The sequence below is a fragment of the Pseudomonas sp. S2_C11 genome (genome assembly GCF_054668395.1).
On record NZ_CP162765.1, the window covers coordinates 3,938,251 to 3,963,523 of the forward strand.

Genomic DNA, 25,273 nt, shown 5'->3' on the forward strand with positions numbered 1-25,273 from the left:
CGCTTTGTCGCGGAGTTTACAGCCGCAACCGCCGCTGTGAAGCCCGAAAAACCGTGAAAGACAATTGAAAGGTTGTTGAAAGGTTAGCCGGTTAGAGTCGGCCCACGGACAGTTTCGACTGTCGCCGCTGCCGCCACACAGCGCAACGCAAAACGCCATGAAGCGTTTTCGACTCATAAGAACAATAACGGAGTACCCCAGCATGCCCTCCATGCGCACCGAGGCTGTAATGCCTGCTCGCCTTGCTCGATTCCACCGTTGCACCGTCGGCTTCTCGCCGCAGTCCTGTTTCCCCTCCGTTGTTTCAGTCGTTGCGCTCGCGCCGCGAGAAAACTGCGCCTGCCGCTAGGTTTTCGCGTTGCCCTTTGGTCATTCGGTCCATCCATAACAACAACTCCTCTGGAGACTCAAATGAACGTATCACTGCGTAAAGTTGCTCTCGCCGCTGGCGCGATGCTGTTTGCCGGCCAACTCATGGCCGAGCCGAAACGTCCGGAATGCATCGCCCCTGCCTCCCCCGGCGGTGGTTTCGACCTGACCTGCAAACTGGTGCAGAGCGCACTGGTCAACCAGAAGTTGCTGAGCAAGCCGATGCGCGTCACCTACATGCCCGGCGGTGTCGGCGCGGTGGCGTACAACGCGGTGGTCGCGCAACGTCCGGCGGATGCCGGCACGCTGGTCGCGTGGTCGAGCGGTTCGCTGTTGAACCTGGCCCAGGGCAAGTTCGGCCGCTTCGATGAAACCAACGTGCGCTGGCTCGCGGCCGTCGGCACCAGCTACGGTGCCATCGCAGTGAAAAGCGATTCGCCCTACAAGACCCTCGACGATCTCGTTCAGGCGTTGAAGAAAGATCCAGGCTCGGTGGTTATCGGCTCCGGCGGCACCGTCGGCAGCCAGGACTGGATGCAGACCGCACTGATCGCCAAGGCCGCCGGCATCAACCCGCGCGAGCTGCGTTATGTGGCACTCGAAGGCGGCGGTGAGATCGCCACGGCCCTGCTCGGCGGCCACATCCAGGTCGGCAGTACCGACATCTCCGACTCCATGCCGCACATCCAGAGCGGTGACATGCGCCTGCTCGCGGTGTTCTCGGACAAGCGTCTCGACGAACCGGAAATGAAGGACATCCCGACCGCTCGCGAGCAAGGCTACGACATCGTCTGGCCGGTGGTGCGCGGCTTCTACCTCGGGCCAAAAGTCAGCGACGAAGACTACGCCTGGTGGAAAGACTCGTTCGACAAACTGCTGGCTTCCGACGAGTTCGCCAAGCTGCGCGATCAGCGTGAGCTGTTCCCGTTCGCCATGACCGGCCCGGAACTGGACACCTACGTGAAGAAGCAGGTCGCCGACTACAAAGTGCTGGCCAAAGAGTTCGGCCTGATCCAGTGATCGTCTCTGTCTAGTGGCTGCGTCTCCTACGCGGGGACGCAGCACAGGAGCTCCCATGCTTATTCAACGCATTTTCGCCTCGGTGTTGCTGCTGGTGTGTGCCGGCCTGGCACTGATGGCGTGGCCGTACCAAGCGGCTTTTTCCTATGAACCGGTCGGCCCACGCGCCTTTCCGCTGCTGATGCTCGGCCTGATGGGCCTGGCGCTGCTGTACATGGTGGTTCGCCCGGCACCCATCAAACACAACCCGGATGAGCCGCCGCTGGATCGCGAAACCCTGACCAAGATAGGTCTGTGCGTGGTGTTGTTGCTGGTGTTTGCCGGCACCTTCGAACCCCTTGGCTTCATCGTGGCCAGCATCATTACCGGCGTACCGATGGCCCGTCTCTATGGCGGCCGCTGGCTGCCTAGCGTGGTGATCATCAGCCTGATGGCGGTTGGTCTCTATCTGCTGTTCGATCGCTTGATGGATGTTCCGCTGCCCCTCGGCCTGCTCAGCGTCCTGGAGAACTGATATGGATACCCTTGGCTATTTGGGTCAGGGCTTCGGCGTCGCGCTGAGCCCGTACAACCTGGTGACCGCCCTGTGCGGCACCCTGATCGGCACCGTCGTCGGCCTGTTGCCGGGCCTTGGTCCGATCAATGGCGTGGCGTTGCTGATTCCGATCGCGTTCGCGCTCGGCCTGCCCCCGGAGTCGGCGTTGATCCTGCTCGCGGCGGTGTATCTGGGCTGCGAATACGGCGGCCGGATCAGCTCGATCCTGCTGAACATTCCGGGTGAAGCCTCGACTGTAATGACCACCCTCGACGGCTACCCGATGGCCCGCAAAGGCATGGCCGGTGTGGCACTGTCGCTGTCGGCGTGGAGTTCGTTCATCGGCGCGTTCATCGCCACCTGCGGCATGGTGCTGTTTGCGCCGCTGCTGGCGAAATGGGCGATTGCCTTTGGACCGGCGGAATACTTCGTGTTGATGGTGTTCGCGATTGTCTGTCTCGGCGGCATGGCTGGTGATCGACCGCTGAAGACCTTTATTGCGGCGCTGATCGGTCTGTTCCTTTCCACCGTCGGCATCGACGCCAACAGTGGCGTGTACCGTTTCACCGGCGACAACATTCACCTGACCGACGGCATCCAGTTCGTCGTGCTGGTGCTGGGTCTGTTCTCGATCAGCGAAATCCTTCTGCTGCTGGAAAAGACCCACCACGGCCAGGAAGCGGTGAAAGCTACCGGCCGGATGATGTTCAACTTCAAGGAAGCGGCGTCGGTTTTCGTCGTCAACGTGCGCTGCGGCGTGCTCGGTTTCATCATGGGCGTGCTGCCCGGTGCCGGCGCAACGCTCGCCAGTGCCGTGGCCTACATGACCGAGAAGCGCATCGCTGGCACCAGCGGCAAATTCGGTGAAGGTGATCCGCGTGGTCTGGCCGCGCCGGAGACCGCGATCGGCGGCGCGGCGTGCGGCGCTCTCGTTCCGATGCTGACCCTCGGCGTTCCGGGTTCGGGCACCACCGCGGTGATGATCGGCGCGCTGTCGCTGTACAACATCACCCCGGGCCCACTGCTGTTCCAACAGCAACCGGACATCGTCTGGGGTCTGATCGCGTCGTTGTTCATCGCCAACGTGATGCTGGTGATCCTCAACATCCCAATGATCCGCGTATTCACTCGCATCCTCGCCGTGCCGAACTGGGCGCTGGTGCCGATCATCGCGATCATCACCGGGATCGGCGTTTACGCGGTGCACGCGACCACCTTCGATCTGTTCCTGATGATCGGTATCGGCATCTTCGGTTACATCCTGCGCAAGCTGGATTTCCCGCTGTCGCCGCTGCTGCTGGGCTTCATCCTCGGTGGCCTGATGGAGCAGAACCTGCGTCGCGCGCTGTCGATCTCCAATGGCGCGCTGGAGATTCTCTGGTCGAGTCCGATCACCTTCGGTTGCTGGATCCTCACCGCGATCATGCTGCTGATGCCGCTGATTCGCATCTGGCGTAAACGTTCGGCGGCACGGCGCGTCATTGCCGATGTTTGATCGCTTGTCCCTGAAAGCCTGGTGGGGCACCCCGCTGGTCGGTCTGCTTGGCGGTTTCATCGCCAGCCAGATCGGCTGGCCGCTACCGTGGATGGTCGGCTCGTTGCTGGCGATCATCCTGGTGCGCTGCCTGACGCCGTGGCAACTGGCGGAAATCCCTGGCGGGCGCAAGTGCGGCCAGTGGATCGTCGGCATCGGTATCGGCCTGCACTTCACCCCGCTGGTGATGGAACAGGTGCTCAGTCATTTCGGTTTGATCTTCTTCGGTGCATTGGTTACCAGCCTGTCGGCGGTGGTCGGCGTGTGGCTGATGCGCCGCACCGGCGAGGATCGCGCCACGGCTTTTTTCTCAAGCATGCCCGGTGGTTCCGGGGAGATGGTCAACCTCGGCGCGCGTAACGGTGCACTGCTCAGCCATGTCGCGGCCGGGCAGAGTCTGCGGGTGTTGGTGGTGGTGTTGTGCGTGCCGGCGGCGTTCAAGTATCTGCTCGTTGACGGCACGCCGATTTCTCACGCCGGCAGTGTCGATTGGCGCTGGCTGGCGATTCTGTTTCCGGCGGGCGCCCTGCTCGCCTGGCTCTGGCAGCGTCTGCGCCAACCCAATCCATGGCTGTTCGGGCCGTTACTGGTCAGTGCGGCGGTGAGCATTACGTGGGATCTGCACATCGGTTTGCCCAATGGCGGCAGTCAGATCGGCCAATGGCTGATTGGCAGCGGTCTGGGCTGTCACTTCAATCGGCAGTTCTTCCGCCGCGCGCCGTCGTTCATGGGCCGGACGTTGATCGGCACGATGCTGACCATGTTGATCGCGTCGCTGGCGGCGCTGGGCTTGAGTGCATTGACCCATCTGGATCTGCGTTCACTCACCCTGGGCATGATGCCGGGCGGGATTGCCGAAATGAGTCTGACGGCGGAGACCCTGCAACTGTCGGTGCCGCTGGTGACGGCGATGCAGGTGATGCGGCTGTTGTTTGTGCTGTTTCTGGCGGAGCCGTTGTTCAAATACTGGAATCGTCATCCCGCCTAAGTCTGCGAGATCGGGTCGCTCTTTTCGCGAGCAGGCTCGCTCCCACAGGGGGTTTGTGGCTTGCACACAATTCCTGTGGGAGCGAGCCTGCTCGCGAAGGGGCCAACCCGGTCGACACATCAAATCGGTGGCAAGCGCCAGTCGATCGGCGTTTCGCCATTCTGTTCGAGAAACTTGTTGGTTCGGCTGAAATGCCCACAGCCCAAAAACCCGCGATAGGCCGACAACGGCGACGGATGCACCGAGGTCAGCACCAGGTGCTTGGTCGCGTCGATCAGCTTCTGCTTGCTCTGCGCATGGGCGCCCCAGAGCATGAACACCAGATGCGGCTGCCGTTCGCTGACCACCTCAATGATGCGATCGGTGAAGTGCTGCCAGCCCTTGTCCTTGTGCGCGTTGGCGTTGGCGCGCTCAACCGTCATGGTGGTGTTGAGCAGCAGCACGCCCTGTTCGGCCCAGCTCTGCAGGTAGCCGTGGTTGGGAATGTCGATATTGAGGTCGCGTTTCAGCTCTTTATAGATGTTGACCAGCGACGGCGGCGCCGGCACGCCCGGTTGCACCGAGAAACACAGACCGTGGGCCTGGCCCGGGCCGTGGTAAGGGTCCTGGCCGAGGATCACCACTTTCACCTTGTCCAGCGGCGTCGAATTCAGCGCATTGAAAATCAGCGGTCCCGGCGGATAGATCTCCTTGCCGGCTGCCCGCTCCTGCTGCAGAAAGTTGCGCAACTCTGCCATGTAAGGCTGGTCGAACTCAGCACGCAGTGCCTCCTTCCAGCTCGGTTCGAGTTTGATACGGTCGTCAGCAGTCATGGTCATTTCCGGCAAAAACAATGGGGCGAACCCTAGGAAAGCCGACCACGCTTGTCAATTGATCTGACGCAGATCCGGCACTTTCCCCCATAGCGATCATACTGATCGCTCAAATTCCCGATCGAGGTCACGATGAATCTGCACTTCGAAGAACTTACCGGCACCGACGGCGCCCGCATCGGCATCGCCAGCCTGGATGCCGAAAAATCGTTGAACGCGCTGTCACTGTCGATGATCAACGCCCTCAGCGACAAATTGAACGCCTGGGCTAATGACCCGCAAATCGTCTGCGTGCTGCTGCGCGGCAACGGCGCCAAAGCCTTCTGCGCCGGCGGTGAGGTGCGCAGCCTGGTCGAAGCCTGCCGCGCTCACCCCGGCGAAGTCCCGCCGTTGGCCGCGCAGTTTTTCAGCGCGGAATATCGCCTCGATTACAGCCTGCATACCTATCCCAAGCCGCTGATCTGCTGGGGTCACGGTTATGTGCTCGGTGGCGGCATGGGCCTGTTGCAGGGCGCGAGCACGCGGATCGTCACGCCGAGCAGCCGTCTGGCGATGCCGGAAATCACTATTGGACTGTATCCGGACATCGGCGCCAGTTGGTTTCTCGCCCGATTGCCGGGCAAGCTCGGCTTGTTTCTCGGCCTGACCGGCGCGCACATCAACGGCCGTGATGCGCTGGATCTGGATCTGGCCGATCGCTTCCTGCTCGACGAACAGCAACCGCAATTGATCGAAGGCCTGCTGCAATTGAACTGGCAGGAACAGACCGCCATGCAGCTCAACAGCCTGCTCAAGGCTCTGCAGCAGGAAGCACTTGAGCAAATGCCCGAAGCGCAGTGGCTGCCGCGTCGTCAGCAGATCGACGAACTGCTCGATGTCAGCGACGTAGCCTGCGCGTGGAAAGCCATCAGCCTGCACCGCGACAGCAGCGATCCATTGATCGCCCGTGCGGCGAAAACCATGACCGAGGGCTCGCCACTGACCGCGCATCTGGTCTGGGAACAGATCAGCCGCGCGCGGCACATGTCGCTGGCCGAAGTTTTCCAGATGGAATACACCCTGAGCCTCAATTGCTGCCGCCATCCGGAATTCAGCGAAGGCGTGCGTGCGCGGTTGATCGACAAGGATCAGAAACCGCACTGGCACTGGCCGGATATCAATAGCGTGCCGGATGCGGTGGTCGAGGCGCACTTTCATAAAGTCTGGGAGGGGCGGCATCCCTTGGCGGATCTGACCCAGTATTGAGGTGACGCGAGGCCCGCGATGGCGACTGGATTGCCATCGCGGGCCGGCTCAATCGGTCATCTTGTCAGACATTCAGTTCGTAGAACTCAATGATTTCCTTTATGGCCCGCTGCGCTTCATCGTCGCCCTTTATCAAAATATCCTCGACATCCCTCAGTGGCGGAAGCGGGTGCAGACGTTCAGCAATTTGCCTTGCGCTGTAGTCTTGAGTCGCTGTTCCTTCGCTGACTCTTATGAAGCCGATAGTACTTTCACCTACGGCAAAGTGCCTGGAAACCCTGATTTTCGGCGCCATGCCGTAATCCACCACGATCACCAGATCATCGCGCTCACGGTGAAACTTCAGGTTGTCGATCGTCAGCATGCGCTCGGAAAAATCGATCCCGTCCAGGCCGCCTCCGTTGTTGATGATCACGTCTCTGCCGAGGCCATCGTATCGGTAGATATCATTTCCAGCGCCGCCGGCCAGCGTGTCATTGCCCGGCCCACCCAGCAGCAGATCATCCCCGGGGCTGCCCGTGAGCACGTCATCCCCCTGCATCCCTCGGATCTCCCCCGCGCCGCTTATCGTGTCATTGCCGCGACCGCCCACGAGTGGCAGCGCTCGTCCGTCTCGCAAGGAAGTTGAACGGGTGGGATGGTTGACGATGACACCCGTATGAAAAGTCTCGGGCGCAGGTCCCAGCTGACTTGATTCCAGGAGCTGCTTCAAACTTGCGACCGACCCATCGGCGAACTTGACGAGTTCAATACCGGCCCCCTCAAGTTCACCGTTGTGGGGCCAGACGATGCGGACTTTCTGTGTCCCGCCCCATTGGATATCGAGCGTCGGATGGAGCATTTTCGCTCTCGGCGGGTTGCGGTAAGCCGCGCGATCCGGGTTGGGTTCCAGCTCGACATGAGTGGTCTCTATCAGCGCAGCACCCCAGCTCAATTGCAGTGCATCGCGCTGCGCATCTGCTGGAAGAACGACCGTGTCCTGATCGATCAATCCGTACTCGTCTTTCCACCCCGCCACGCCAACTTCTGCGCGGTGGAAAACAGGGTTCGGCACATCCGCAATCGTGGTAGTCGCTGCGGCGTGCGCTTGCACGATGTAGGTGTCGGCACCGCCATCGCCGTAAAGCCAGTCATCCCCTGCCCCGCTGACCAGATAGTCGGCGCCCTCGGCGCCCAGCAAGGTATCGTCACCTGCACCTGCGGATAAAAACGCGCCCGGTGTTCTGTCGCCGACAGTGCCGTAGTCAAGTGGGGAGCCTGCATAAGCGACAATCAGATCGTCTCCCGCGCCGCCGTGGAAAACGTTTTCCACTTCGACGTTGACTCGCCCGCCGGCATCGTTGCCATGGACGATTTTGCGTTTGATCGTCGTGCTTTCGACCTCCCAGCGGAATTCCTTGCGCACCGTTCCGGCCGAACTGAAGCTTGCCGCCGGATAGACGTACCAGCCTTCAAGCGCGCCGGATTCCTTTCGGTCCTCAACCAATACGTCGCCCGTATTGAATGAAAACCCGTTGGCCGAACCGGATCGATAATAGCGAGGCGCCTGACTTGAAGAGGCTATCGCTCCCTCGGCTTTCACCTGTTTATGTTCGACACGGGTTGTGGTTGTCGACTGCCTTTCACTGACCACGGCGTGCCCTGCATCAACCTTCATCCATGGAGGCGTTTCAGACAGTGCTCCCGCTCCGACGCTGCCATCGATCAGCTCGGTGTGAGTGGTGTAACCGGTGTCGGTGGTAGTGATATGGCTGCGCACCCAGACGCCTTGCTCATTCAAGGTAAAACCTGTGGCGTGTCTGCGGGCGGAGCGTTTTGACTTGATTTGCGCGAGGAACTCATCGGTCCAGTTCACCGTTTGAACAGATGCCACTGGGCCTTGCGCCGCAGCGGTCACATCATCTGGCTTCACCGGATCCGCAACTTTGCTTTCAGGGGTTGCCGGGGCGGTGACAGGTTCTGGTACGGGTGATTCGGCCGTCTCTATCGGTGGCAATGTTTTGCGCAGGACATCCTCATAACCCAGTACAACACCATCGCTGAAACTGAATGTGGAATCCTTCCACCGCTCGTGATTCTTGATGAGTATCGCGTCGCCCGTGCCATTGGCCAGTCGCAACACCGTGCCGACGGTAACTTCGATAACGTCGGCCTTCAGGCTTTGCGCGGAAAACCCTGCACCGAACCTGATGATGTTGCGGCCGCCGGCATCGGTGAAGATATCCAGACCGTCGCCAGCGCCGAAATAGTAGATGTCAGCGCCATCCATGCCATCCAGCACGTCAGCACCTGGACCGCCATCGAACACGTTGTCGCCAGAATCGCCGCGAAGGTAGTCCGTCCCTTCCCCGCCCAGCAAGGTGTCGTTGCCAGCGCCTCCGAGCAGCGTGTCGTTGCCTGAGCCACCGTGCAGATAATCGGCATTCTGCTCGGCCTCAGCGCTGTTTTCGTAATCGCCGGCAAGGATGTCGTCACCCGCGCCGCCGTACAGCGTGTCGGCACCGAAACCACCCTGTAACGTATCGTTTCCTTCACCGCCCTGAAGCACGTCGTTGTTGCTCCCGCCCGGTTGCAGGTCAGACACATCGCCATCGAGGAAATCAGCCCCTGCGCCACCCACCAGCGTATCCGCGCCACCCATGCCGCGCAGGGTGTCATTCCCCGCGCCGCCATCGAGAAAGTCGTTGCCGTGATAACGAACCGGATGGTCAGGGCTGTCGCCGATCAGATCGTCATGGCCTTCGCCGCCGAAGAGCAAATCATCGCCACCGCCGCCCCAGAGCGTGTCATCGCCGAGGCCACCGTCCAGCAGATCATCGCCAAAAAAATGCGCGGCATCGCCTTCGACGCCGTCCAGTACGCCGTCATCACCCTGCAAAATGTCGTTGCCAGGGCCGCCATACAAAGCGTCGCTGCCACCGTTACCGCCGAGTGAATCATCACCACTGCCGCCGTCCAGCACATCGTTGCCATGGTGTCTGCTGGGCAGGCCACCGCCCCAATCGAGGTTGTCACCAAGCATCACGTCGTTGCCGCTGCCACCGGTCAGGGTGTCGTTACCTTGATCGCCTTTGAGAAAATCGTCGTCAGCTCCGCCGTCAAGCAGGTCCTCCCCCCAGCCGCCGTCGATAAAGTCCTTGCCACCCTGCCCGTACAGCACGTCGTCACCGCCCTCGGAGGCACTGTTTATCGAGGCCTTTGAAAAGACCGTTCGGTGACTGGTCACACCACCAGCTATGGGGACGTCAGCGCGTTTGACCGCCCAACCCTGCTCCAGCGCACCGGTGGTTTCGTCTCCGGATAACACATCGTCGCCAGCACCGCCGATCAAGGTATCCCGGTCATTGCCACCGAGCAGAACATCTCGGGATGCCGTACCGATAAGCAAATCGTCACCTTGCCCGCCGTCGAGCCAGTCTCCGCGACTTGCCTTGCCCTTGGCGTCACCGTCGGCCATAGCATTTTCGAGCGTCGTCTGCTTGTCGCCGAATAACCGATCGTCTCCAGCCTTGCCGAACAATCGATCAGAACCGCCCAGGCCGAGAATGACGTCGTCTGCGGCGGAACCGTAAAGTACGTCGGCCTTGTTGCGCTGTTTGACCTTGGGCAGCAGCACCATGTTGCCCAGCTCATCAAAGGAGGGCTGATCGCCGGGGACAGTGGGATCGGCGTCTTTGGCTTTCCAGTCGCCCTGAAGCGTCAGATCCGCAGCAGTGAGCGGCTGCCCCTCGTATTCAGGGAGGCGGATGCCAAGCATCCCGGGCTGGAAGTTTTTGATCACCACCAGATCGCCCTGGCCGTATTTGATGTTGAGGGTGTTTTCAACAAGCGCCAGGGTGATGGACCGATTCTCGGTAGACCAGATGTTGCTCAGAGGCGCGCGGCGTTTGAGTGCGGGAATCGGTGCGCCATTGATCCACAGCTGCCCATTGGCATTGGCATCAAGAATCTCGTCGAGGCCATCGCCGCTGGCGAATTCATAAAGGTCGTTGCCTTCGCCCCCGATCAAAGAATCGTTCCCCTTTCCTCCGATCAGAACATCATCACCGGCCATCCCGTACAACACATCATTGCCGTCACCTCCGGTTAGCGAGTCATTGCCGCGACCACCTTCAATTACATCGTGACCGGCCATCCCATCGATGGAGTCATTGCCCTCGCCGCCATACAGATGATCGGCATTGGCGCCACCAGCGAAAGATCGCCCGCCGTCATCACCGAACATGGCCAACGAGTTCAGCACTCCGGTGGTCATCGGCGCCTGTTTGCCGGAGGCGAGATCGGAGTAGGAAAACTGCTGCAGCGAGTGTTCTCCAAACGAGCCTTGGGTTCGGGCAATCAAACGGGCGAGCATCTGCGCACGGTCCGCCAGCCACTGCGCGGTGATAAAGCCTTCGCCAGTGTGCGGATCGTAAAGCTCGAGGTTGCGGTCGGGATAACCGTCGGCTCGCTCTATGACGACTTCACTGAGTTGCTGCAAAGAGTTGCGCAACGCCAGACCGAGCGGCGTCGCCTCGCCTGCCAGTTTTGCCCATGCATTGGCATTGCCGAACTCGCCTATTGTCCGGGTGACGATGCTTTGCGACTGCTCTGGGGAGAATGCCGAGAAGAAGGCGTAAGCATTGCTGGCGAAGGTGTCGTTGGTGGTGGGTGTGGCAGCAGAATCGCCGTCGTGAGTGCGCTTGAACATGTCGAGAAATTCGTTCTGGCCGTAGCGCAAGATCAGCTCGACCACGGCGGCAACAGGCGTGCCTTTGACTACATGCTGAATCAGCGGATTCACACTGCCACTGGCCAGCGCGATGTTGATTTGCTCGGGTACGACCGATAGCAGACTTTGCAGTGGATTGACGCCGAAATTACTGATCGCCGCTCGCAGGCCGACGCTGTAGGCGTCGATGGCGAAGAGAATGTTTTTATAGTCGTCGAGCCGGTTGGGTTTTGCCTGAGTGGGTGGGCCGCCATCTTCCGCATCCGGGTCGCCCGCAGAGATCAGTCTCCACGTTTCATAGGGAGGTTTACCGCCCAACAGGCTGAATCCGACTGTTCCAGACCAACCGGAGTTACGTTTCACGGCGGTGTCGTCCTCCCCGCAAACCTCCTTGAACAGGGCCTCGCCAATCGCGCTGGCGTCGATTTCTGCGATCTGGCTGATTGACGGAACGGTCCAGGGTGCCAGTTGACCGGCAAGGGATCCGTTGATCAGGGTATTGATGAAGTTGACGGCAACCTGGTTGGATGAAAGCTGCATCAGGTCTTCACTGAAAATTGTATTCAGTCTCAGTTCACCCTGGCGGGAGGTGTAACCACGAATCAGGGCAGAGTAGGCACCGTTTCCACCGTTGGCATCAATGGCCACGGCAAGCCAGAGTCTGGCGCTTTTCAGCACTTCTCCGGCCTCTTCATCGGCAGTTACAACGTCAGAAACTTTTTCACCAATAATGTCGAATAGCTTTTGGTACAGGGGGGCGCAGCTTGCCCCTGCTAACTCCAATGCAATGTACTCCACATCCTCAGAATCAAACGACATGCCTTTGCAACTATTAGCCGCATTAAAAATTTCCGATTTTTCCATATCGCTGAAAACATAACTCATTGTTACTTCCTTGTAATAACAGAGCGTGAAAGATAATCACTGAGATACTTGAGCATCTCAGGTGCTTCGCGTAATGACGACAGACCAAGACCTACACTACCGTGCCCTCCAGCGAAGTCGAAGTTATCCAGATTGACCATGCAGAAGAAATTCAGCTTGCCGAAATCCAGATTCTCCAATTCAGCCCTACCAAAACTTGCCAGCTTTTTGTCAGTCAGTTGCTCTTCGGAAGCCGGGCGAATCAAGCCGTCACACTTGATCAGCCGAGGGGTTCCGTCTCGCCGCGGCCAACCTGCAATGACAAAATTTCGTACGGATGACACATTTTTGAAGTGCGGTGGCGGAGCGTTAAGCCAAACTTCCAGCCCCGGATAATTCTTTAGTTTCACAATCAACTCATCCGGCCAGTTGACGTGCCGATAACCCCGCTCATGGGGTTCGGTGGTTTCTTTCCTGGTAAAAAGTCCGGCGTTCAATTTATAGAGCCGCCAACTTTTGGGGATCGACTCTGCGCGCTGATCCTGGTACCGGTGCAGCCCCGTCCCGGTCCACCAGAAAAGCCCCTTCAGAGCAATCGCCAGACACGCTTTCTTGTTGACCATTTCAGGCATGCCTACATAAAACTCAGGGACTAGCGTCTTATCTATATAGGCGCCGCCTAATATCGGCACTTGCCGCATGCTCGCCAGCTTGTTCTGGCAAGCTTTCTCGTTTGCCTGGTGAATAGCCGCCGACTCGGCAGTTTGTTCTTTGCGAATATAAAATTCCGCTACGCAGTAACAGACATAAAAGAACAATCCATACTTCAACAACCTTTTAAACCACTTGATCGCCTGCTTACGCGACTTCCTGGACATTTCAAACCTCCCGCTCAAACTGCGGAACGGTTGGTATGTCGCTATGCCCGGATATCGCGCTTGCAAAAACCTCAAAATATTGGCTCACGCCCGATTCCACACTGAACCGACCTGCCGTCAACTTCGCGGCGCTGGCAAGACCACCGTACTCACCTGCCGACTTCAAAACCTTGCTTACACTTCTGGCAATTTCTTGATGGTCAAAGAAATCCACCAATATTCCATTAGCCCCCTCGACAACGACTTCCCTTACCGGAGCCGTATCCGACGCAACAACCACACAACCGGACGCCATCGCCTCCAGTAACGACCAGGACAAGACAAACGGATACGTCAAATAGACATGAACTTTCGAACACTGCAGAACCGCTCGATAAGTCTGGTAAGGAAGTTTCCCTGTGAAATGCACTCTGGAGTGATCGAAACTGACCTCCGCCTCCATCCTGCTGCGCCAATCCGGGTACCCGACCGGCTTACTCCCATAACTGACACCGTCACCGCCAACCACGATGATCTGCGCATCTGGACACTCGGCCTGAATAAGCGGGATCGCTCGCATGAAACTGTGAAAGCCGCGATAAGGCTCAAGGTTTCTGGCGACATAGGTAACGATCGGCTGTCCGGCTTTGAGCTCGATTCCATTGGGCAGTCTGACTGCCCCGACTTTCGCCAGGTCAGTACTTTGAACCACACCTTCGTGAATGACCCGAATCGCCGACCGGTAAGCGGCCGGAAACAGGCTGCGCTGCCACTGCGTGGGCGCGATTGCGATATCGCATTGTTGAATATTCAACAGATGCAGCGAGTTGAGCACCCGCAGCCGTGACGACTCCCTTGCGGCTCGGCGGAATTCAGGGTCGAACCCGCAATCGGCGCCCTGCGCTCGATAGTAATACTCGCAATAGTGAATCAGCGGCGTATCGGCATAGACGTCCTTGGCAAACAGCGTCTCTCCCCACCCGGGATGAGCAAGAATCACGTCTGGCTGATAGCCCGAACGTTTCAGCCTGCCCAGAATTTCAAAAACCTTCTGCCCGTCGATCACCGCTTGTTCGTAGCGGATCAGATACGGGTGAATATTGCCGGGCGCTCGGCTGGTCGCTCGATATCGATGGGTGTTCACACCGGCGACGCCCGGTGCAGTGTCCCGACCTATCGCCATAACCTCATCACCGCGCTCCAGCGCTGCCAGCACCACATGACGGAACTGACCGGGAAAATTTTGGTGAATAACCAGAAGCTTCATAGCGCTGAACGTCCATTTTTCGCCGCTATCGAGCTGAGGATTGCTCGCCTCGTTCGGCATCCACGAACGCTAACAAACGCCACGAAATGAAACTGTAGGACGCTTCCGGGAATCTCCTAGGAGATGGCCAACGGAACAACTTTTCGCCGGGCAAAAAAAGCGGCGCTTGATGCGCCGCTTGTTCATTGCAGAGATTTACCAGCGGTTGCCACGGCCGTTGTAGTCACGGCGACCGCTGTGACGATCATAGTTGCCGCGACCGCGGTGGTCATTATCCCAACCGCCGCGACGGTGGCCGTCCCAGCGTCCGCGATCATTGCCGTGCCAGCGCCGGCTTTCGTAGTAACGCGGGGCCGGTTGGTAGTGCCGTGGCGCCTGGTAATAACGCGGTTGCTGGTAGTAACGCGGCGCTGGCTGGTAGTAGCGCGGCTGGGTGTAATAGGTGCCGCCGCTGCGGTAATAGGAGCCGCCACCGCTGTAATAGGCCGGTGCGGGTGATGTGTAGACCTCTGACCTGTAGTAGCTGTCTCCATAGGAATAAGGAACGCATCCGCCAAGGGAAAAAAGCATCACGGCAAGCAGTACGATTCGGCGATACATGGCGGCCTCCTGGACCGCGGGTTGGCCACACCAGCGACGCTGGCAGGCGACCGTCAGCAATTGCGTGACTGTCGAAGAATCAGACAGCGGTTTCGGAATCTGGTGCGTTCCTGCAACAAGTTGAAACAAGTGATCATGAAATCTTGTTTATCCGCAAAACTAGCGACCCGTGGAGCGTAAACGCGCTGCATGACGGTGCAACCACGCACCACCACGATGCGCCGTCGCTCGCCCCGCTCACCTCGGCAATCCAGCAGATCCCCGCCGCAGAGGCCTCGGCGCGACTTGGCACGTCTCTCGCTTTAGCAAACCCGTGCAGGAGTCATCACAGGTTCGCGGCACCACAATTTGCAATGGCTGACTAGGGTTCCGGCTCGCAATCGCGAGTGGCTGGTCCGAGAGTTGGCGACCTCCAGTTGAGGTTACACGGCGGGACAAAAGCCCGGGAGACAAGCCACCGTTCGCGGTGCCGCGTTGCCTTCCTGTCCGCCCTCGATCAACTGGAGAATCCGCAATGATCCGACTACGTTTCCCCGCCCTGCTCGCCGCCGCTTTCGCCGCGCTCATCAGCACGCAATCTTCCGCCGCCCAGAAAGACCACTTCAGCGTGTGCTGGACGATCTACGCCGGCTGGATGCCATGGGAATACGCCGGCAGCCAGGGCATCGTCGACAAATGGGCGAAGAAATACGGGATCAAGATCGACGTCGTGCAGCTCAACGACTACGTCGAATCAATCAACCAGTACACCGCCGGCCAGTTCGACGGCTGCACCATGACCAACATGGATGCGCTGACCATTCCCGCTGCCGGTGGCGTCGACAGCACCGCGTTGATTGTCGGCGATTTCTCCAATGGCAACGACGGCATCGTGCTCAAAGGCGAAGGTAAAAAAGTCGCTGATCTGAAAGGCATGGACGTCAATCTGGTCGAGCTGTCGGTCTCCCATTACCTGCTGGCTCGCGCGCTGGACTCGGTGGACCTGACCGAGAAAGACCTGAGGGTGGTCAACACCTCCGACGCCGACATTGCCGCCGCATTCAACACCGACGACGTCAACGCCGTGACCACCTGGAACCCGATGCTCTCGGATATCAAAGCCAAACCCGGCGTCACCGAAGTGTTCAATTCCAGCCAGATCCCCGGCGAGATCATGGACATGATGGTGGTCAACAGCGCCACCCTCAAAGACAACCCGGCGCTCGGTAAAGCGCTGACCGGCGCGTGGTTCGAAGTGGTCGCTTTGATGAACGCAAAAAATGCCGCGAGCAAAGCTGCGCTGGAGCACATGGCCAAGGCCTCGGGTACTGATCTCGCCGGCTTCCAGGCGCAACTGGACACCACAAAACTGTTCGCCACGCCGAGCGAAGCGCTGAATTTCGCCACCAGCAAACAACTGCCGGACACCATGCGCAAGGTCGCCGAATTCTCCTTCGAGCATGGTCTGCTCGGCGAAGGCGCGAAGGACCCGAGCGCGGTCGGCATGTCCTTCGCCAACGGCGTGACCAGCGGCGACACCGCCAATCTCAAGCTGCGTTTCGATCCGACTTACATGCAGATGGCCGCCGACGCCAAGCTGTAAGCCACGGAGGATTTGGCCATGCGCCTGATCAATCGCCACCCCGATCGCCCGAGTCGCCTGTTGCTGGTGATCCTGCCGTTCGCGCTGGTGCTGTTCGCCTACTTCACAGGCTCGGCCGAGCGCCTGGCGGACAACCCCAACGACAAACTGCTGCCCAGCGCCGTGCAGATGAGCGACGCGGTAAAACGCCTGGCCTTCAACGCCGACAGCCGCACCGGCGAATACCTGTTGTGGCAAGACACTGCGTCGAGTCTGCGGCGCTTGGCCATCGGCCTCGGCATCGCGGCGCTGGCGGGTCTTTGCCTCGGTATCGCGGCGGGCACCCTGCCGCTGTTCGGCGCGCCGTTGTCGCCGTTGCTGACGGTGCTGTCGATGGTGCCGCCGCTGGCGATCCTGCCGATTCTGTTCATCGTCTTCGGCCTGGGCGAGTTGTCGAAAGTCATGCTGATCGTGATTGGCATCACCCCGGCGCTGGCCCGGGATCTGGAACAGCGTGCCCGCGACATTCCGGTCGAACTGCTGATCAAGGCGCAGACCCTGGGCGCCTCGACCTGGACGCTGATGCTGCGCGTGGTCTTGCCGCAGCTGTTGCCGCGCTTGCTGATCTCGCTGCGTTTGATGCTCGGTTCGGCATGGCTGTTCCTGATTGCCGCCGAAGCGATCGCTTCCACCGATGGCCTCGGCTACCGGATCTTTCTGGTGCGGCGCTACCTCGCCATGGATGTGATCCTGCCCTACGTGGTGTGGATCACCCTGCTCGCCTGGCTGATGGACTGGGGCTTGAAGCAGCTGACCCAGCGCGCTTTCCCTTGGTACGAGGGAGCAGCGAAATGAGCTTCATCACAGTTAAGAACGTCTGGCAGCAGTACGCCGATCAAGTGGTGCTGGAAGGCTTGAACCTGAGCGTCAACGAAGGCGAGTTCTGCACCCTGGTCGGCGCCTCCGGTTGCGGCAAATCGACCTTCCTGCGCCTGCTGCTCGGCCAGGAAAGCGCCAGTCGCGGGGAGATTCTGCTCGACGGCCAGCCCTTGGCCAGCGAACCGGATGCCAGCCGTGGCGTGGTCTTTCAGCGCTACTCGGTGTTCCCGCATCTGAGCGTGCTCGACAACGTCACCCTCGGTCTCGAATTGCCGCGCGCGCCCTTGCTTGGTCGGCTGTTCGGCAACGCCAAACGCGAGGCTCGCGAGCAGGCTGCAGCCCTGCTGACAAAAGTCGGCCTCGGCCATGCGCTGGACAAGTACCCGGCACAGCTGTCCGGCGGCATGCAGCAACGGCTGGCGATTGCCCAGGCGCTGATCATGAAACCGCGCGTGTTGTTGCTCGACGAGCCCTTCGGCGCACTCGACCCGGGCATTCGCAAAGACATGCACGCGCTGCTGCTGGAGCTGTGGCGCGAGACGCAACTGACGGTGTTCATGGTCACCCACGACCTGTCCGAAGGCTTCAGCCTCGGCACGCGTCTGCTGGTGTTCGACAAGGTGCGCCTCGACCCGCACGCCCCCGGCGCCTATGGCGCCCGCATCACCTACGACATCCCGTTGAACAGCGACCGCCGCGCCCAGCGCGCCGCCGTCGAGGCCCTGCCGCTGCCGCTGGCGGGCACCCTTCGCACTGCTTGAGAGGACTGCTGCAATGACTGATTCAATCCAACTCTTCCCACCCTTCGCTGAAGAACTGCTGCCGGGCGGCGGCCACCGTTCGTTCGTGCTCAAGCGCGGCCAATTGCTGCGCCTGACCGACCTGCGCGGCGGCGCCAATGTCAGCCTGACCTTGCTCAATGCCAATGAAAAAACCGAGCGGCTGAACCTGCCCGACAGCCTCAAATGCCAACACACCGCCAAGCTCACCGCCGGCCACTGCCTGTACTCGGACATGGGCCGCGTGCTCGCCGCGATCACCGCCGACACCTGCGGCTGGAGCGACAGCCTCGGCGGCGTGCTGTGCGCGCAAGAGGTCGCAGAAAAATACGGCCAGGGCCGCTACCAGGAACTGCGCAACGGCTTCTTTCGCAACGGCACCGACAACCTGCTGGTGGAACTCGGCAAGTGGGGCCTGGGCCTGTCCGACCTGCTGATGACCCTCAATCTGTTCAGCCGCGTGAACGTCGATGAGGCCGGGCATTTCCACTTCGTCGAGGGCAATTCGAAGGCCGGCGACTACATCGAGCTATACGCGCCGATGGACACCCTGGTGGTGCTCACCGCCCTGCAACATCCGATGGACCCGTCACCCGAATACGCTCCGAAACCTCTGAAGCTGAGCTGGATGAACGCCGATGCCAGCGTCGCCGAACACTGCCGCACTTCGCGCCCGGAAAACGAGCGCGGCTTTATCAACACCGACCGTTTGTTCGCCTGAGGATCGCTGCCATGTCACTCGCAATCGCCACTTCGTACAAGCAAGCCGACAGCGCGATCTACCGCGCCACCATTCCCGCCGGCGAGCCCTGGCTGATGGAGGTCAAGGCCGGGCAGACCCTGCGCATCCTCGATCTGGAAGGCAATCAGGCCGTCGACACCTTGTTCTACAGCCTCGCCAACCCCAAGGAGCGCTACGACGTGCAACGCACCTTGCGCCGGCAGAACAGCGTCTACTTGAGCACCGGCAGCGTGCTGTATTCCAACCTCGGCCAGCCGATGCTGACCATCGTTGCCGACACCTGCGGGCGCCATGACACCCTCGGCGGCGCCTGCGCGCAAGAGAGCAACACCGTGCGCTACGCCCTGGAAAAACGCTACATGCACAGCTGCCGCGACAACTACCTGCGCGCCTGCGCCCACGACGGCCGATTGAGCAAGAGCGACATCGGGCCGAACATCAATTTCTTCATGAACGTGCCAGTGACGGCGGACGGCGGGCTGACTTTCGAGGACGGTATTTCCGCGCCGGGCAAGTACGTCGACTTGCGCGCGGAGATGGACGTCATCGTGCTGATTTCCAACTGCCCGCAGTTGAACAACCCGTGCAATGCCTACAACCCGACCCCGGCGGAGTTGCTCGTATGGAACTGACCATCAGCCGTTTACGCCGTTGGCTTTTTGCCCTGTGCCAGGCGCGTTCCGGGCAGTGCCTGAAACCTTCAAGGCACTGATAGTCCTGTGGGAGCTGGCTTGCCAGCGATTGCGGTGTTTCAGTCACCAACAATGTTGGATGTGCCGACCTCATCGCTGGCAAGCCAGCTCCCACAGGAGTTTGCGGTGAGTTTGAGTGATGTGTTTTCCATCCGGGACGGCCCGGATGTCTGTCGAAAAACAGCGGGACGGCCCGCTCCCCCTTCAGGGGTTATGCCATGTTCGAAAAAATCCTGATCGCCAACCGTGGCGCGATTGCCTGTCGCATCCTGCGCACGATCAACGTGCTGAAGGCCCAAGGCGTCGCCGTGTACTCAGAAGCCGATGCTGCCAGCCTGCATATTTCCCAGGCCGCTGAAGCGTACAGCCTCGGCGAAGGCGCGGCGTCCGCGACGTATCTGGCCGTCGATAAAATCCTCGCTATCGCCAAACAAAGCGGCGCCACGGCGATTCATCCCGGCTACGGATTTCTCTCGGAAAACGCAGCGTTCGCCGAAGCCTGCGAAGCGCAGGGCATCGCCTTCATCGGCCCGACGCCGGAGCAATTGCGGGTGTTCGGCCTCAAGCACACTGCTCGCGCATTGGCCAGACAGCACGGCGTACCCATGCTCGAAGGCACCGACCTGCTCGACAGCCTCGATTGCGCGCTGAGCGCCGCCGAACAGGTCGGCTACCCGGTGATGCTGAAAAGCACCGCTGGCGGCGGTGGCATCGGCATGCGCGTGTGCCGCAGCGCCAGTGAATTGAGCGAATCATTCGAAGCGGTGAAACGCCTCGGTCAGAACAACTTCAGCGACGCCGGGGTGTTCATCGAGAAGTACATCGAACGCGCGCGGCATCTGGAAGTGCAGGTGTTCGGCGACGGCTGCGGTGAAGTCATTGCTCTCGGTGTGCGCGACTGTTCGGTGCAGCGGCGCAACCAGAAAGTGCTCGAAGAAACCCCGGCGCCGAACTTGCCCGAAGGCATGGCCGATGAGCTGTGCGCGGCAGCGATCAAACTGGCGCAAGCGGTGAATTATCGCAGCGCCGGCACCGTCGAATTCGTCTTCGACAGCGCGGCCCAGCGCTTCTATTTTCTCGAAGTGAACACGCGCTTGCAGGTCGAGCACGGCGTCACCGAACAGGTGTGGGACGTGGACCTGGTGCGCTGGATGATCGAGCTGGCCGCTGGTGATCTGCCGCCGCTGAACGAGTTGTATCAAGGCCTGGAACCGCAGGGCCATGCGATTCAGGCACGTCTGTACGCGGAAGATCCGGGGCGTGATTTTCAGCCAAGCCCGGGCCTGCTGACCGCTGTGCAGTTTCCGCCAGCCAACGGCGTTGAGTTGCGCATCGACACCTGGGTCGAGGCCGGCGTGGAAATCCCGCCGTATTTCGACCCGATGATCGCCAAGCTCATCGCGTGGGCGCCGAGCCGCGAACAGGCTCGCGCCGAACTCCATCAGGCACTGGGCGATAGCCTGCTGTATGGCGTGGAAACCAACCGCGATTACCTGCGGCAGATTCTCCTCGATACTCCATTCGCCAGCGGCCAGCCGTGGACCCGTTGCCTGGAAAATCTGCTCTATCACGCCAACACCTTCGAAGTGCTCAGCGCCGGCACGCAGACCAGCGTGCAGGACTATCCCGGACGCCTCGGTTACTGGGCCGTCGGCGTGCCACCCTCGGGGCCGATGGACAGCCGAGCGCTGCGTCTGGGCAATCGCCTGCTCGGCAATGAACAAGGCGCCGCCGCACTGGAAATCACCATGAGCGGGCCGATCCTGCGCTTCAATTGTGACGCGGTGGTCGCGGTGACCGGCGCGCCGATTGCCTTGACCCTTGACGCTGAACCGGTGCCGATGAACACCGCGCTGCTGATCCCGGCCGGCGCGACATTGCAACTGGGCAGCATCAGCGGCGCCGGCGCGCGCAGTTATCTGTGCCTGCGCGGCGGCGTGCAGGTGCCGGATTATCTGGGCAGCAAAAGTACCTTCACTCTCGGCCAGTTCGGCGGGCACGGCGGACGGGCGTTAAGGGCCGGTGACGTGTTGCATGTGCCGGCATTGGCCGACCACAGCGCCGGCCAGCAACTGGCCGAGCAGCACATCACCACGCTGCCGAGCGTGCGCCAGATCCGGGTGATCTACGGTCCGCACGGCGCACCGGAATACTTCAGCGAAAACTACATCGCCACGTTCTTCGCGACCCAGTGGGAAGTGCACTTCAACTCCAGCCGCACCGGCGTGCGCCTGATCGGGCCGAAGCCTGAGTGGGTGCGTGAGGATGGCGGTGAAGCGGGTCTGCACCCGTCGAACATCCATGACAATCCGTATGCGATTGGTGCGGTGGACTTCACTGGCGACATGCCGGTGATTCTCGGCCCGGATGGCCCGAGCCTGGGTGGGTTTGTCTGCCCGGTGACGGTGATTGAGGCAGACCTGTGGCAGCTGGGGCAGCTCAAGGCCGGCGATAAAATTCAGTTCATCCCCGTCGACCTCGGCACCGCCCGCGATCTCGCCCTGAAATGGGATGCACCCTGTGGGAGCTGGCTTGCCAGCGATGGTGCCCGATCTGACACCGCATCAACTTCATCGCTGGCAAGCCAGCTCCCACAAGGGATTGTGTCGCCTGTGGTTCTTGAGTTGGGTCAGGGGGATCGGCGGCTTGTCGGGAGGGTTTCTGGCGACACTCATTTACTGCTGGAAATCGGCGCGCCGGAGCTTGATCTGGTCCTGCGCTTTCGCGCCCACGCGCTGATGCAGGCGCTGGAAAGCCAAGCCCTGCATGGGGTGATCGACCTCACCCCGGGCATTCGCTCGCTGCAAGTGCACTACCAGCCCGAGCAACTGCCGCTGGCCGATCTGCTGGGCATCATCGCTGGCGAATGGGACGCGGTGTGCGCCGCCAAGGACTTGCAGGTGCCTTCGCGCATCGTGCACTTGCCGCTGTCGTGGAACGACCCGGCCTGTCAGTTGGCGATCGAGAAATACATGACCACCGTGCGCAAGGACGCGCCGTGGTGCCCGAGCAATCTGGAGTTCATCCGGCGCATCAACGACCTGCCAAATCTCGACGAAGTGCAGCGCACGGTGTTCGATGCGAGCTATCTGGTGATGGGCCTTGGCGACGTCTATCTCGGCGCGCCGGTGGCCACGCCGCTCGACCCGCGTCATCGTCTGGTGACCACCAAGTACAACCCGGCACGTACCTGGACCGCCGAGAATTCGGTCGGCATCGGCGGCGCCTACATGTGTGTGTACGGCATGGAAGGCCCGGGCGGTTATCAGTTTGTCGGGCGCACCCTGCAGATGTGGAATCGCTATCGCGAAGTCGCCGCGTTCGACGGCAAACCGTGGCTGCTGCGCTTCTTCGATCAGATCCGTTTCTACCCGGTCAGCGCCGAAGAACTGCTGCGCATTCGCCGCGATTTCCCGTTGGGGCGCTTCGATCTGAACATCGAACACAGCCAGCTCAACCTCGCCGACTATCAGGCATTTCTCAGTCAGCAAGCCGCGGGCATCAGCGCCTTCCGCGCGCAGCAACAGGGCGCGTTCAAGGCTGAACGCGAACGCTGGATCGCCAGCGGCCAGGCGCATTTCGACAGCGAAGAAGCCGTGCCTGACGCCAGCGAAGAAGCACCGCTGGAAAGCGGTGAACACAGCGTCGACAGCCACATCGCCGGCAATCTCTGGCAGGTGCAGGTCGAGGCCGGCCAGCGTGTCGCGGCGGGCGATGTGCTGGTGATTCTCGAGTCGATGAAGATGGAAATCCCTGTGCTCGCGCCGCTGGCCGGTGTGGTGCGAGAGATCCGCGTGCAACCCGGTTCGGCGGTGCGCGCCGGACAACGGGTGGTGGTGCTGGAACTCGACTGAAGCCATTTTTATAAGGATCAACCGATGAATCTGCAACTCGATGCACTGCGCCAGGCCTATCGCAATGGCGACATCACACCGCGCCAACTGCTGCTGCAATTGCGCGAAAAAGCCGCTGCGCTGAATCCCGACTATCACCTGTTCATTCACTTGCTCAGCGTCGATGAACTGGAGCCGTACCTCGCCGCCCTCGACGGTCGTGACCTCGACAGTCTGCCGCTGTATGGCGTGCCATTCGCGATCAAGGACAACATCGATCTGGCCGGCATTCCCACCACAGCCGCGTGCCCGGCGTTCGCCTATGTGCCGCAGCAGTCGGCGACCATCGTCGAGCAACTGTTGGCGCTGGGCGCGATCCCGCTGGGCAAGACCAATCTCGATCAGTTCGCCACCGGCCTCAATGGCAGCCGCTCGCCTTATGGTGCGTGCCCGAACAGCGTTTTGTCCGAATATCCGTCTGGCGGCTCCAGCGCCGGCTCGTCACTGGCGGTAGCGCTGGGCCTGGCCAGTTTTGCCTTGGGCACTGACACCGCCGGTTCCGGGCGAGTGCCGGCGGCGCTGAATAATCTGGTGGGTTTGAAGGCGAGCAAAGGCCTGATTTCCACCGCTGGCGTGCTGCCGGCGTGCCGCACGCTGGACTGTGTAACCACCTTCACCGCGACCGCCCGTGAGGCCAGTCAGTTGCTGGCGTTGACGGCCAGACACGATCCTCGCGATGAATACAGCCGAGGCAACCCGGCATGGAACGACGGCTCGGCCTTTGGCGCGCCACAGCCGTTTCGCTTCGGCGTGCCACGGGCGCAGGACCTTGAATTTTTCGGCTGCAACGAGGGGCCACAGTTGTTCGCAGCGGCCATCGAACGGCTCAAGGCCTTGGGTGGCGAAGCCGTCGAGCTGGACCTGTCACCGTTTCTGGAAGCAGCGCGGTTGCTTTACGACGGGCCATGGGTGGCCGAGCGCTACAGCGTCGCCGGTGAGCTGATGGAGCAGAATCCCGAAGCGGTGCTGCCAGTGATCCGAGCGGTACTGGCCAAGGCTCCGGCAGTGACCGGCGTGCAGACCTTCCGCGCACAATATCGATTGCAGGCGCTGAAGGCCCTCTGCGACGAGGCCCTGGAAAATCTCGACTGCGTGCTGACGCCAACCATCGGTCGTCCGGTGACCCTGGCCGAGCTTGCGGCCGAGCCGGTGCTGCGCAATTCCGAACTCGGTTATTACACCAACTTCATGAACCTGCTCGACTACGCCGCCGTCGCCGTGCCGACCGCGTTCATGAGCAACGGTTTGCCGTGGGGCGTGACGTTGTTCGGGCGGGTGTTTACCGATCAGTATCTGTTGAGCGTGGCCGATGCCTTGCAACGCCAGCAGGACAGTGCCCTGCCAGCTCCGGCGAACCCTGCGCGCAATGACCGCGCTCGATTGGTGGTATGCGGCGCGCACCTGCAAGGGCTGGCGTTGAATTGGCAACTGACCCAGCGTGGCGGGCGCTTGCTGGAAACCACGTTCAGTTCGCCGGACTATCGACTGCACGCCCTCGCCGGCGGCCCGCCATTGCGGCCGGGCATGGTGCGGGTCAAGGACGGCGGCGTGGCGATTGCCGTGGAGGTCTGGGAGTTGCCGAGCAGCGAGCTGGGCTCGTTTCTCACCGGAATTCCGGCGCCGCTGGGGCTGGGCAAGGTGCAGCTGGCGGACGGGCGCTGGGAGAGCGGGTTTATCTGCGAGCCGTATGGCCTGGAGGGTGCGGTGGATATCAGTCATTTGGGGGGATGGCGGGCGTATCTGGCATCCCGGGGCTGATCCGAAAGCTCGCCCTCACCCTGGCCCTCTCCCCCAGGAGAGGGAACTGACCGAGGTGACTGTCCATCGGTTGCCATTGGCTGATACCGAGTCGATCACAGATTTTCCATCACCCTCAATCCAGCTCCCTCTCCCCCGGGAGAGGGCTGGGGTGAGGGGCTGCGATT

At 60.8% G+C, this 25,273-nt stretch carries 17 protein-coding genes and 1 riboswitch; of the genes, 12 read left to right on the plus strand and 5 right to left on the minus strand.

The genetic code is table 11. The features are described from left to right. Nucleotides 1–411: 411 nt before the first annotated feature. From AB4N48_RS17855 to AB4N48_RS17870, 4 genes are read left to right on the plus strand one after another with little or no spacing between them, the layout of a single operon-like run. Entirely contained in the window at nucleotides 412–1,389 is a 978-nt protein-coding gene (locus tag AB4N48_RS17855; RefSeq protein WP_024011991.1) for a Bug family tripartite tricarboxylate transporter substrate binding protein, read from the plus strand. A 55-nt stretch (nucleotides 1,390–1,444) separates the two neighbouring features. Beyond that, nucleotides 1,445–1,903, plus strand: coding sequence for a tripartite tricarboxylate transporter TctB family protein (locus AB4N48_RS17860; RefSeq protein ID WP_095180598.1), 459 nt, complete (start codon nucleotides 1,445–1,447; stop codon nucleotides 1,901–1,903). A gap of 1 nt (nucleotide 1,904) precedes the next feature. Then, entirely contained in the window at nucleotides 1,905–3,419 is a 1,515-nt protein-coding gene (locus AB4N48_RS17865) for a tripartite tricarboxylate transporter permease (protein ID WP_016771277.1), read from the plus strand. Next, nucleotides 3,412–4,446: an AbrB family transcriptional regulator gene (locus tag AB4N48_RS17870; protein ID WP_460094108.1), complete on the plus strand. Its 1,035-nt coding sequence runs from the start codon at nucleotides 3,412–3,414 to the stop codon at nucleotides 4,444–4,446. The genes AB4N48_RS17865 and AB4N48_RS17870 overlap by 8 nt, the downstream gene beginning before the upstream one ends. Before the next feature lie 119 nt (nucleotides 4,447–4,565). Here the strand turns inward: AB4N48_RS17870 and ung are convergent, their stop codons facing one another. After that, nucleotides 4,566–5,258: a uracil-DNA glycosylase gene (gene ung, locus AB4N48_RS17875; RefSeq protein ID WP_150636503.1), complete on the minus strand. Its 693-nt coding sequence runs from the start codon at nucleotides 5,256–5,258 to the stop codon at nucleotides 4,566–4,568. 132 nt (nucleotides 5,259–5,390) lie between these two features. On the opposite strand from ung, the gene AB4N48_RS17880 reads away from it, so the two are divergent. Next, complete coding sequence (locus tag AB4N48_RS17880; protein WP_460094109.1) at nucleotides 5,391–6,503, plus strand: enoyl-CoA hydratase/isomerase family protein; 1,113 nt, start codon at nucleotides 5,391–5,393, stop codon at nucleotides 6,501–6,503. Between the two features lie 64 nt (nucleotides 6,504–6,567). On the opposite strand, the gene AB4N48_RS17885 is transcribed toward AB4N48_RS17880, so the two are convergent. The 4 genes from AB4N48_RS17885 to AB4N48_RS17900 all read right to left on the minus strand — a co-directional run bounded on the left by AB4N48_RS17885 (nucleotide 6,568) and on the right by AB4N48_RS17900 (nucleotide 14,802). Beyond that, nucleotides 6,568–12,099, minus strand: coding sequence for a calcium-binding protein (locus AB4N48_RS17885; RefSeq protein ID WP_460094110.1), 5,532 nt, complete (start codon nucleotides 12,097–12,099; stop codon nucleotides 6,568–6,570). Between the two features lie 2 nt (nucleotides 12,100–12,101). Then, entirely contained in the window at nucleotides 12,102–12,956 is an 855-nt protein-coding gene (locus tag AB4N48_RS17890; protein WP_460094111.1) for a hypothetical protein, read from the minus strand. A 1-nt stretch (nucleotide 12,957) separates the two neighbouring features. Further along, nucleotides 12,958–14,202, minus strand: coding sequence for a glycosyltransferase family 4 protein (locus AB4N48_RS17895; protein ID WP_460094112.1), 1,245 nt, complete (start codon nucleotides 14,200–14,202; stop codon nucleotides 12,958–12,960). Between the two features lie 195 nt (nucleotides 14,203–14,397). Continuing rightward, the gene (locus AB4N48_RS17900; RefSeq protein ID WP_039760873.1) at nucleotides 14,398–14,802 is read right to left on the minus strand and encodes a hypothetical protein; all 405 of its coding nucleotides are present in this window, start codon (nucleotides 14,800–14,802) and stop codon (nucleotides 14,398–14,400) included. A gap of 350 nt (nucleotides 14,803–15,152) precedes the next feature. Then, nucleotides 15,153–15,253, plus strand: a riboswitch (guanidine-I (ykkC/yxkD leader). 63 nt (nucleotides 15,254–15,316) lie between these two features. Between AB4N48_RS17900 and AB4N48_RS17905 the strand changes: the two genes are divergently transcribed. The 7 genes from AB4N48_RS17905 to atzF all read left to right on the plus strand — a co-directional run bounded on the left by AB4N48_RS17905 (nucleotide 15,317) and on the right by atzF (nucleotide 25,106). Beyond that, nucleotides 15,317–16,384 carry a putative urea ABC transporter substrate-binding protein gene (locus tag AB4N48_RS17905; RefSeq protein ID WP_460094113.1) on the plus strand — a complete coding sequence of 356 codons (1,068 nt, stop codon included), beginning with the start codon at nucleotides 15,317–15,319 and terminating at the stop codon, nucleotides 16,382–16,384. An 18-nt stretch (nucleotides 16,385–16,402) separates the two neighbouring features. Next, complete coding sequence (locus tag AB4N48_RS17910; protein WP_024011982.1) at nucleotides 16,403–17,218, plus strand: ABC transporter permease; 816 nt, start codon at nucleotides 16,403–16,405, stop codon at nucleotides 17,216–17,218. Further along, nucleotides 17,215–18,003 carry an ABC transporter ATP-binding protein gene (locus AB4N48_RS17915; protein WP_460094114.1) on the plus strand — a complete coding sequence of 263 codons (789 nt, stop codon included), beginning with the start codon at nucleotides 17,215–17,217 and terminating at the stop codon, nucleotides 18,001–18,003. Before AB4N48_RS17910 ends, AB4N48_RS17915 begins: the two co-directional genes overlap by 4 nt. A gap of 13 nt (nucleotides 18,004–18,016) precedes the next feature. Beyond that, complete coding sequence (locus AB4N48_RS17920; protein WP_423663900.1) at nucleotides 18,017–18,742, plus strand: urea amidolyase associated protein UAAP1; 726 nt, start codon at nucleotides 18,017–18,019, stop codon at nucleotides 18,740–18,742. Nucleotides 18,743–18,753: 11 nt separating this feature from the next. Then, nucleotides 18,754–19,395: an urea amidolyase associated protein UAAP2 gene (locus AB4N48_RS17925; protein ID WP_406228461.1), complete on the plus strand. Its 642-nt coding sequence runs from the start codon at nucleotides 18,754–18,756 to the stop codon at nucleotides 19,393–19,395. 278 nt (nucleotides 19,396–19,673) lie between these two features. Further along, nucleotides 19,674–23,309 carry an urea carboxylase gene (gene uca, locus AB4N48_RS17930; protein ID WP_460094115.1) on the plus strand — a complete coding sequence of 1,212 codons (3,636 nt, stop codon included), beginning with the start codon at nucleotides 19,674–19,676 and terminating at the stop codon, nucleotides 23,307–23,309. Nucleotides 23,310–23,333: 24 nt separating this feature from the next. Beyond that, nucleotides 23,334–25,106: an allophanate hydrolase gene (gene atzF, locus AB4N48_RS17935; protein WP_460094116.1), complete on the plus strand. Its 1,773-nt coding sequence runs from the start codon at nucleotides 23,334–23,336 to the stop codon at nucleotides 25,104–25,106. Nucleotides 25,107–25,273 lie beyond the last annotated feature (167 nt).

Bases quoted from the DNA above. Each gene is read 5' to 3' on its own strand.
- AB4N48_RS17905 (WP_460094113.1), top strand. From the start codon at position 15,317: ATGATCCGACTACGTTTCCCCGCCCTGCTCGCCGCCGCTTTCGCCGCG.
- AB4N48_RS17865 (WP_016771277.1), top strand. From the start codon at position 1,905: ATGGATACCCTTGGCTATTTGGGTCAGGGCTTCGGCGTCGCGCTGAGC.
- AB4N48_RS17890 (WP_460094111.1), bottom strand. From the start codon at position 12,956: ATGTCCAGGAAGTCGCGTAAGCAGGCGATCAAGTGGTTTAAAAGGTTG.
- AB4N48_RS17900 (WP_039760873.1), bottom strand. From the start codon at position 14,802: ATGTATCGCCGAATCGTACTGCTTGCCGTGATGCTTTTTTCCCTTGGC.
- atzF (WP_460094116.1), top strand. From the start codon at position 23,334: ATGAATCTGCAACTCGATGCACTGCGCCAGGCCTATCGCAATGGCGAC.
- AB4N48_RS17860 (WP_095180598.1), top strand. From the start codon at position 1,445: ATGCTTATTCAACGCATTTTCGCCTCGGTGTTGCTGCTGGTGTGTGCC.
- AB4N48_RS17920 (WP_423663900.1), top strand. From the start codon at position 18,017: ATGACTGATTCAATCCAACTCTTCCCACCCTTCGCTGAAGAACTGCTG.
- AB4N48_RS17885 (WP_460094110.1), bottom strand. From the start codon at position 12,099: ATGAGTTATGTTTTCAGCGATATGGAAAAATCGGAAATTTTTAATGCG.
- AB4N48_RS17880 (WP_460094109.1), top strand. From the start codon at position 5,391: ATGAATCTGCACTTCGAAGAACTTACCGGCACCGACGGCGCCCGCATC.
- uca (WP_460094115.1), top strand. From the start codon at position 19,674: ATGTTCGAAAAAATCCTGATCGCCAACCGTGGCGCGATTGCCTGTCGC.
- AB4N48_RS17925 (WP_406228461.1), top strand. From the start codon at position 18,754: ATGTCACTCGCAATCGCCACTTCGTACAAGCAAGCCGACAGCGCGATC.
- AB4N48_RS17855 (WP_024011991.1), top strand. From the start codon at position 412: ATGAACGTATCACTGCGTAAAGTTGCTCTCGCCGCTGGCGCGATGCTG.
- ung (WP_150636503.1), bottom strand. From the start codon at position 5,258: ATGACTGCTGACGACCGTATCAAACTCGAACCGAGCTGGAAGGAGGCA.
- AB4N48_RS17915 (WP_460094114.1), top strand. From the start codon at position 17,215: ATGAGCTTCATCACAGTTAAGAACGTCTGGCAGCAGTACGCCGATCAA.
- AB4N48_RS17870 (WP_460094108.1), top strand. From the start codon at position 3,412: ATGTTTGATCGCTTGTCCCTGAAAGCCTGGTGGGGCACCCCGCTGGTC.
- AB4N48_RS17910 (WP_024011982.1), top strand. From the start codon at position 16,403: ATGCGCCTGATCAATCGCCACCCCGATCGCCCGAGTCGCCTGTTGCTG.
- AB4N48_RS17895 (WP_460094112.1), bottom strand. From the start codon at position 14,202: ATGAAGCTTCTGGTTATTCACCAAAATTTTCCCGGTCAGTTCCGTCAT.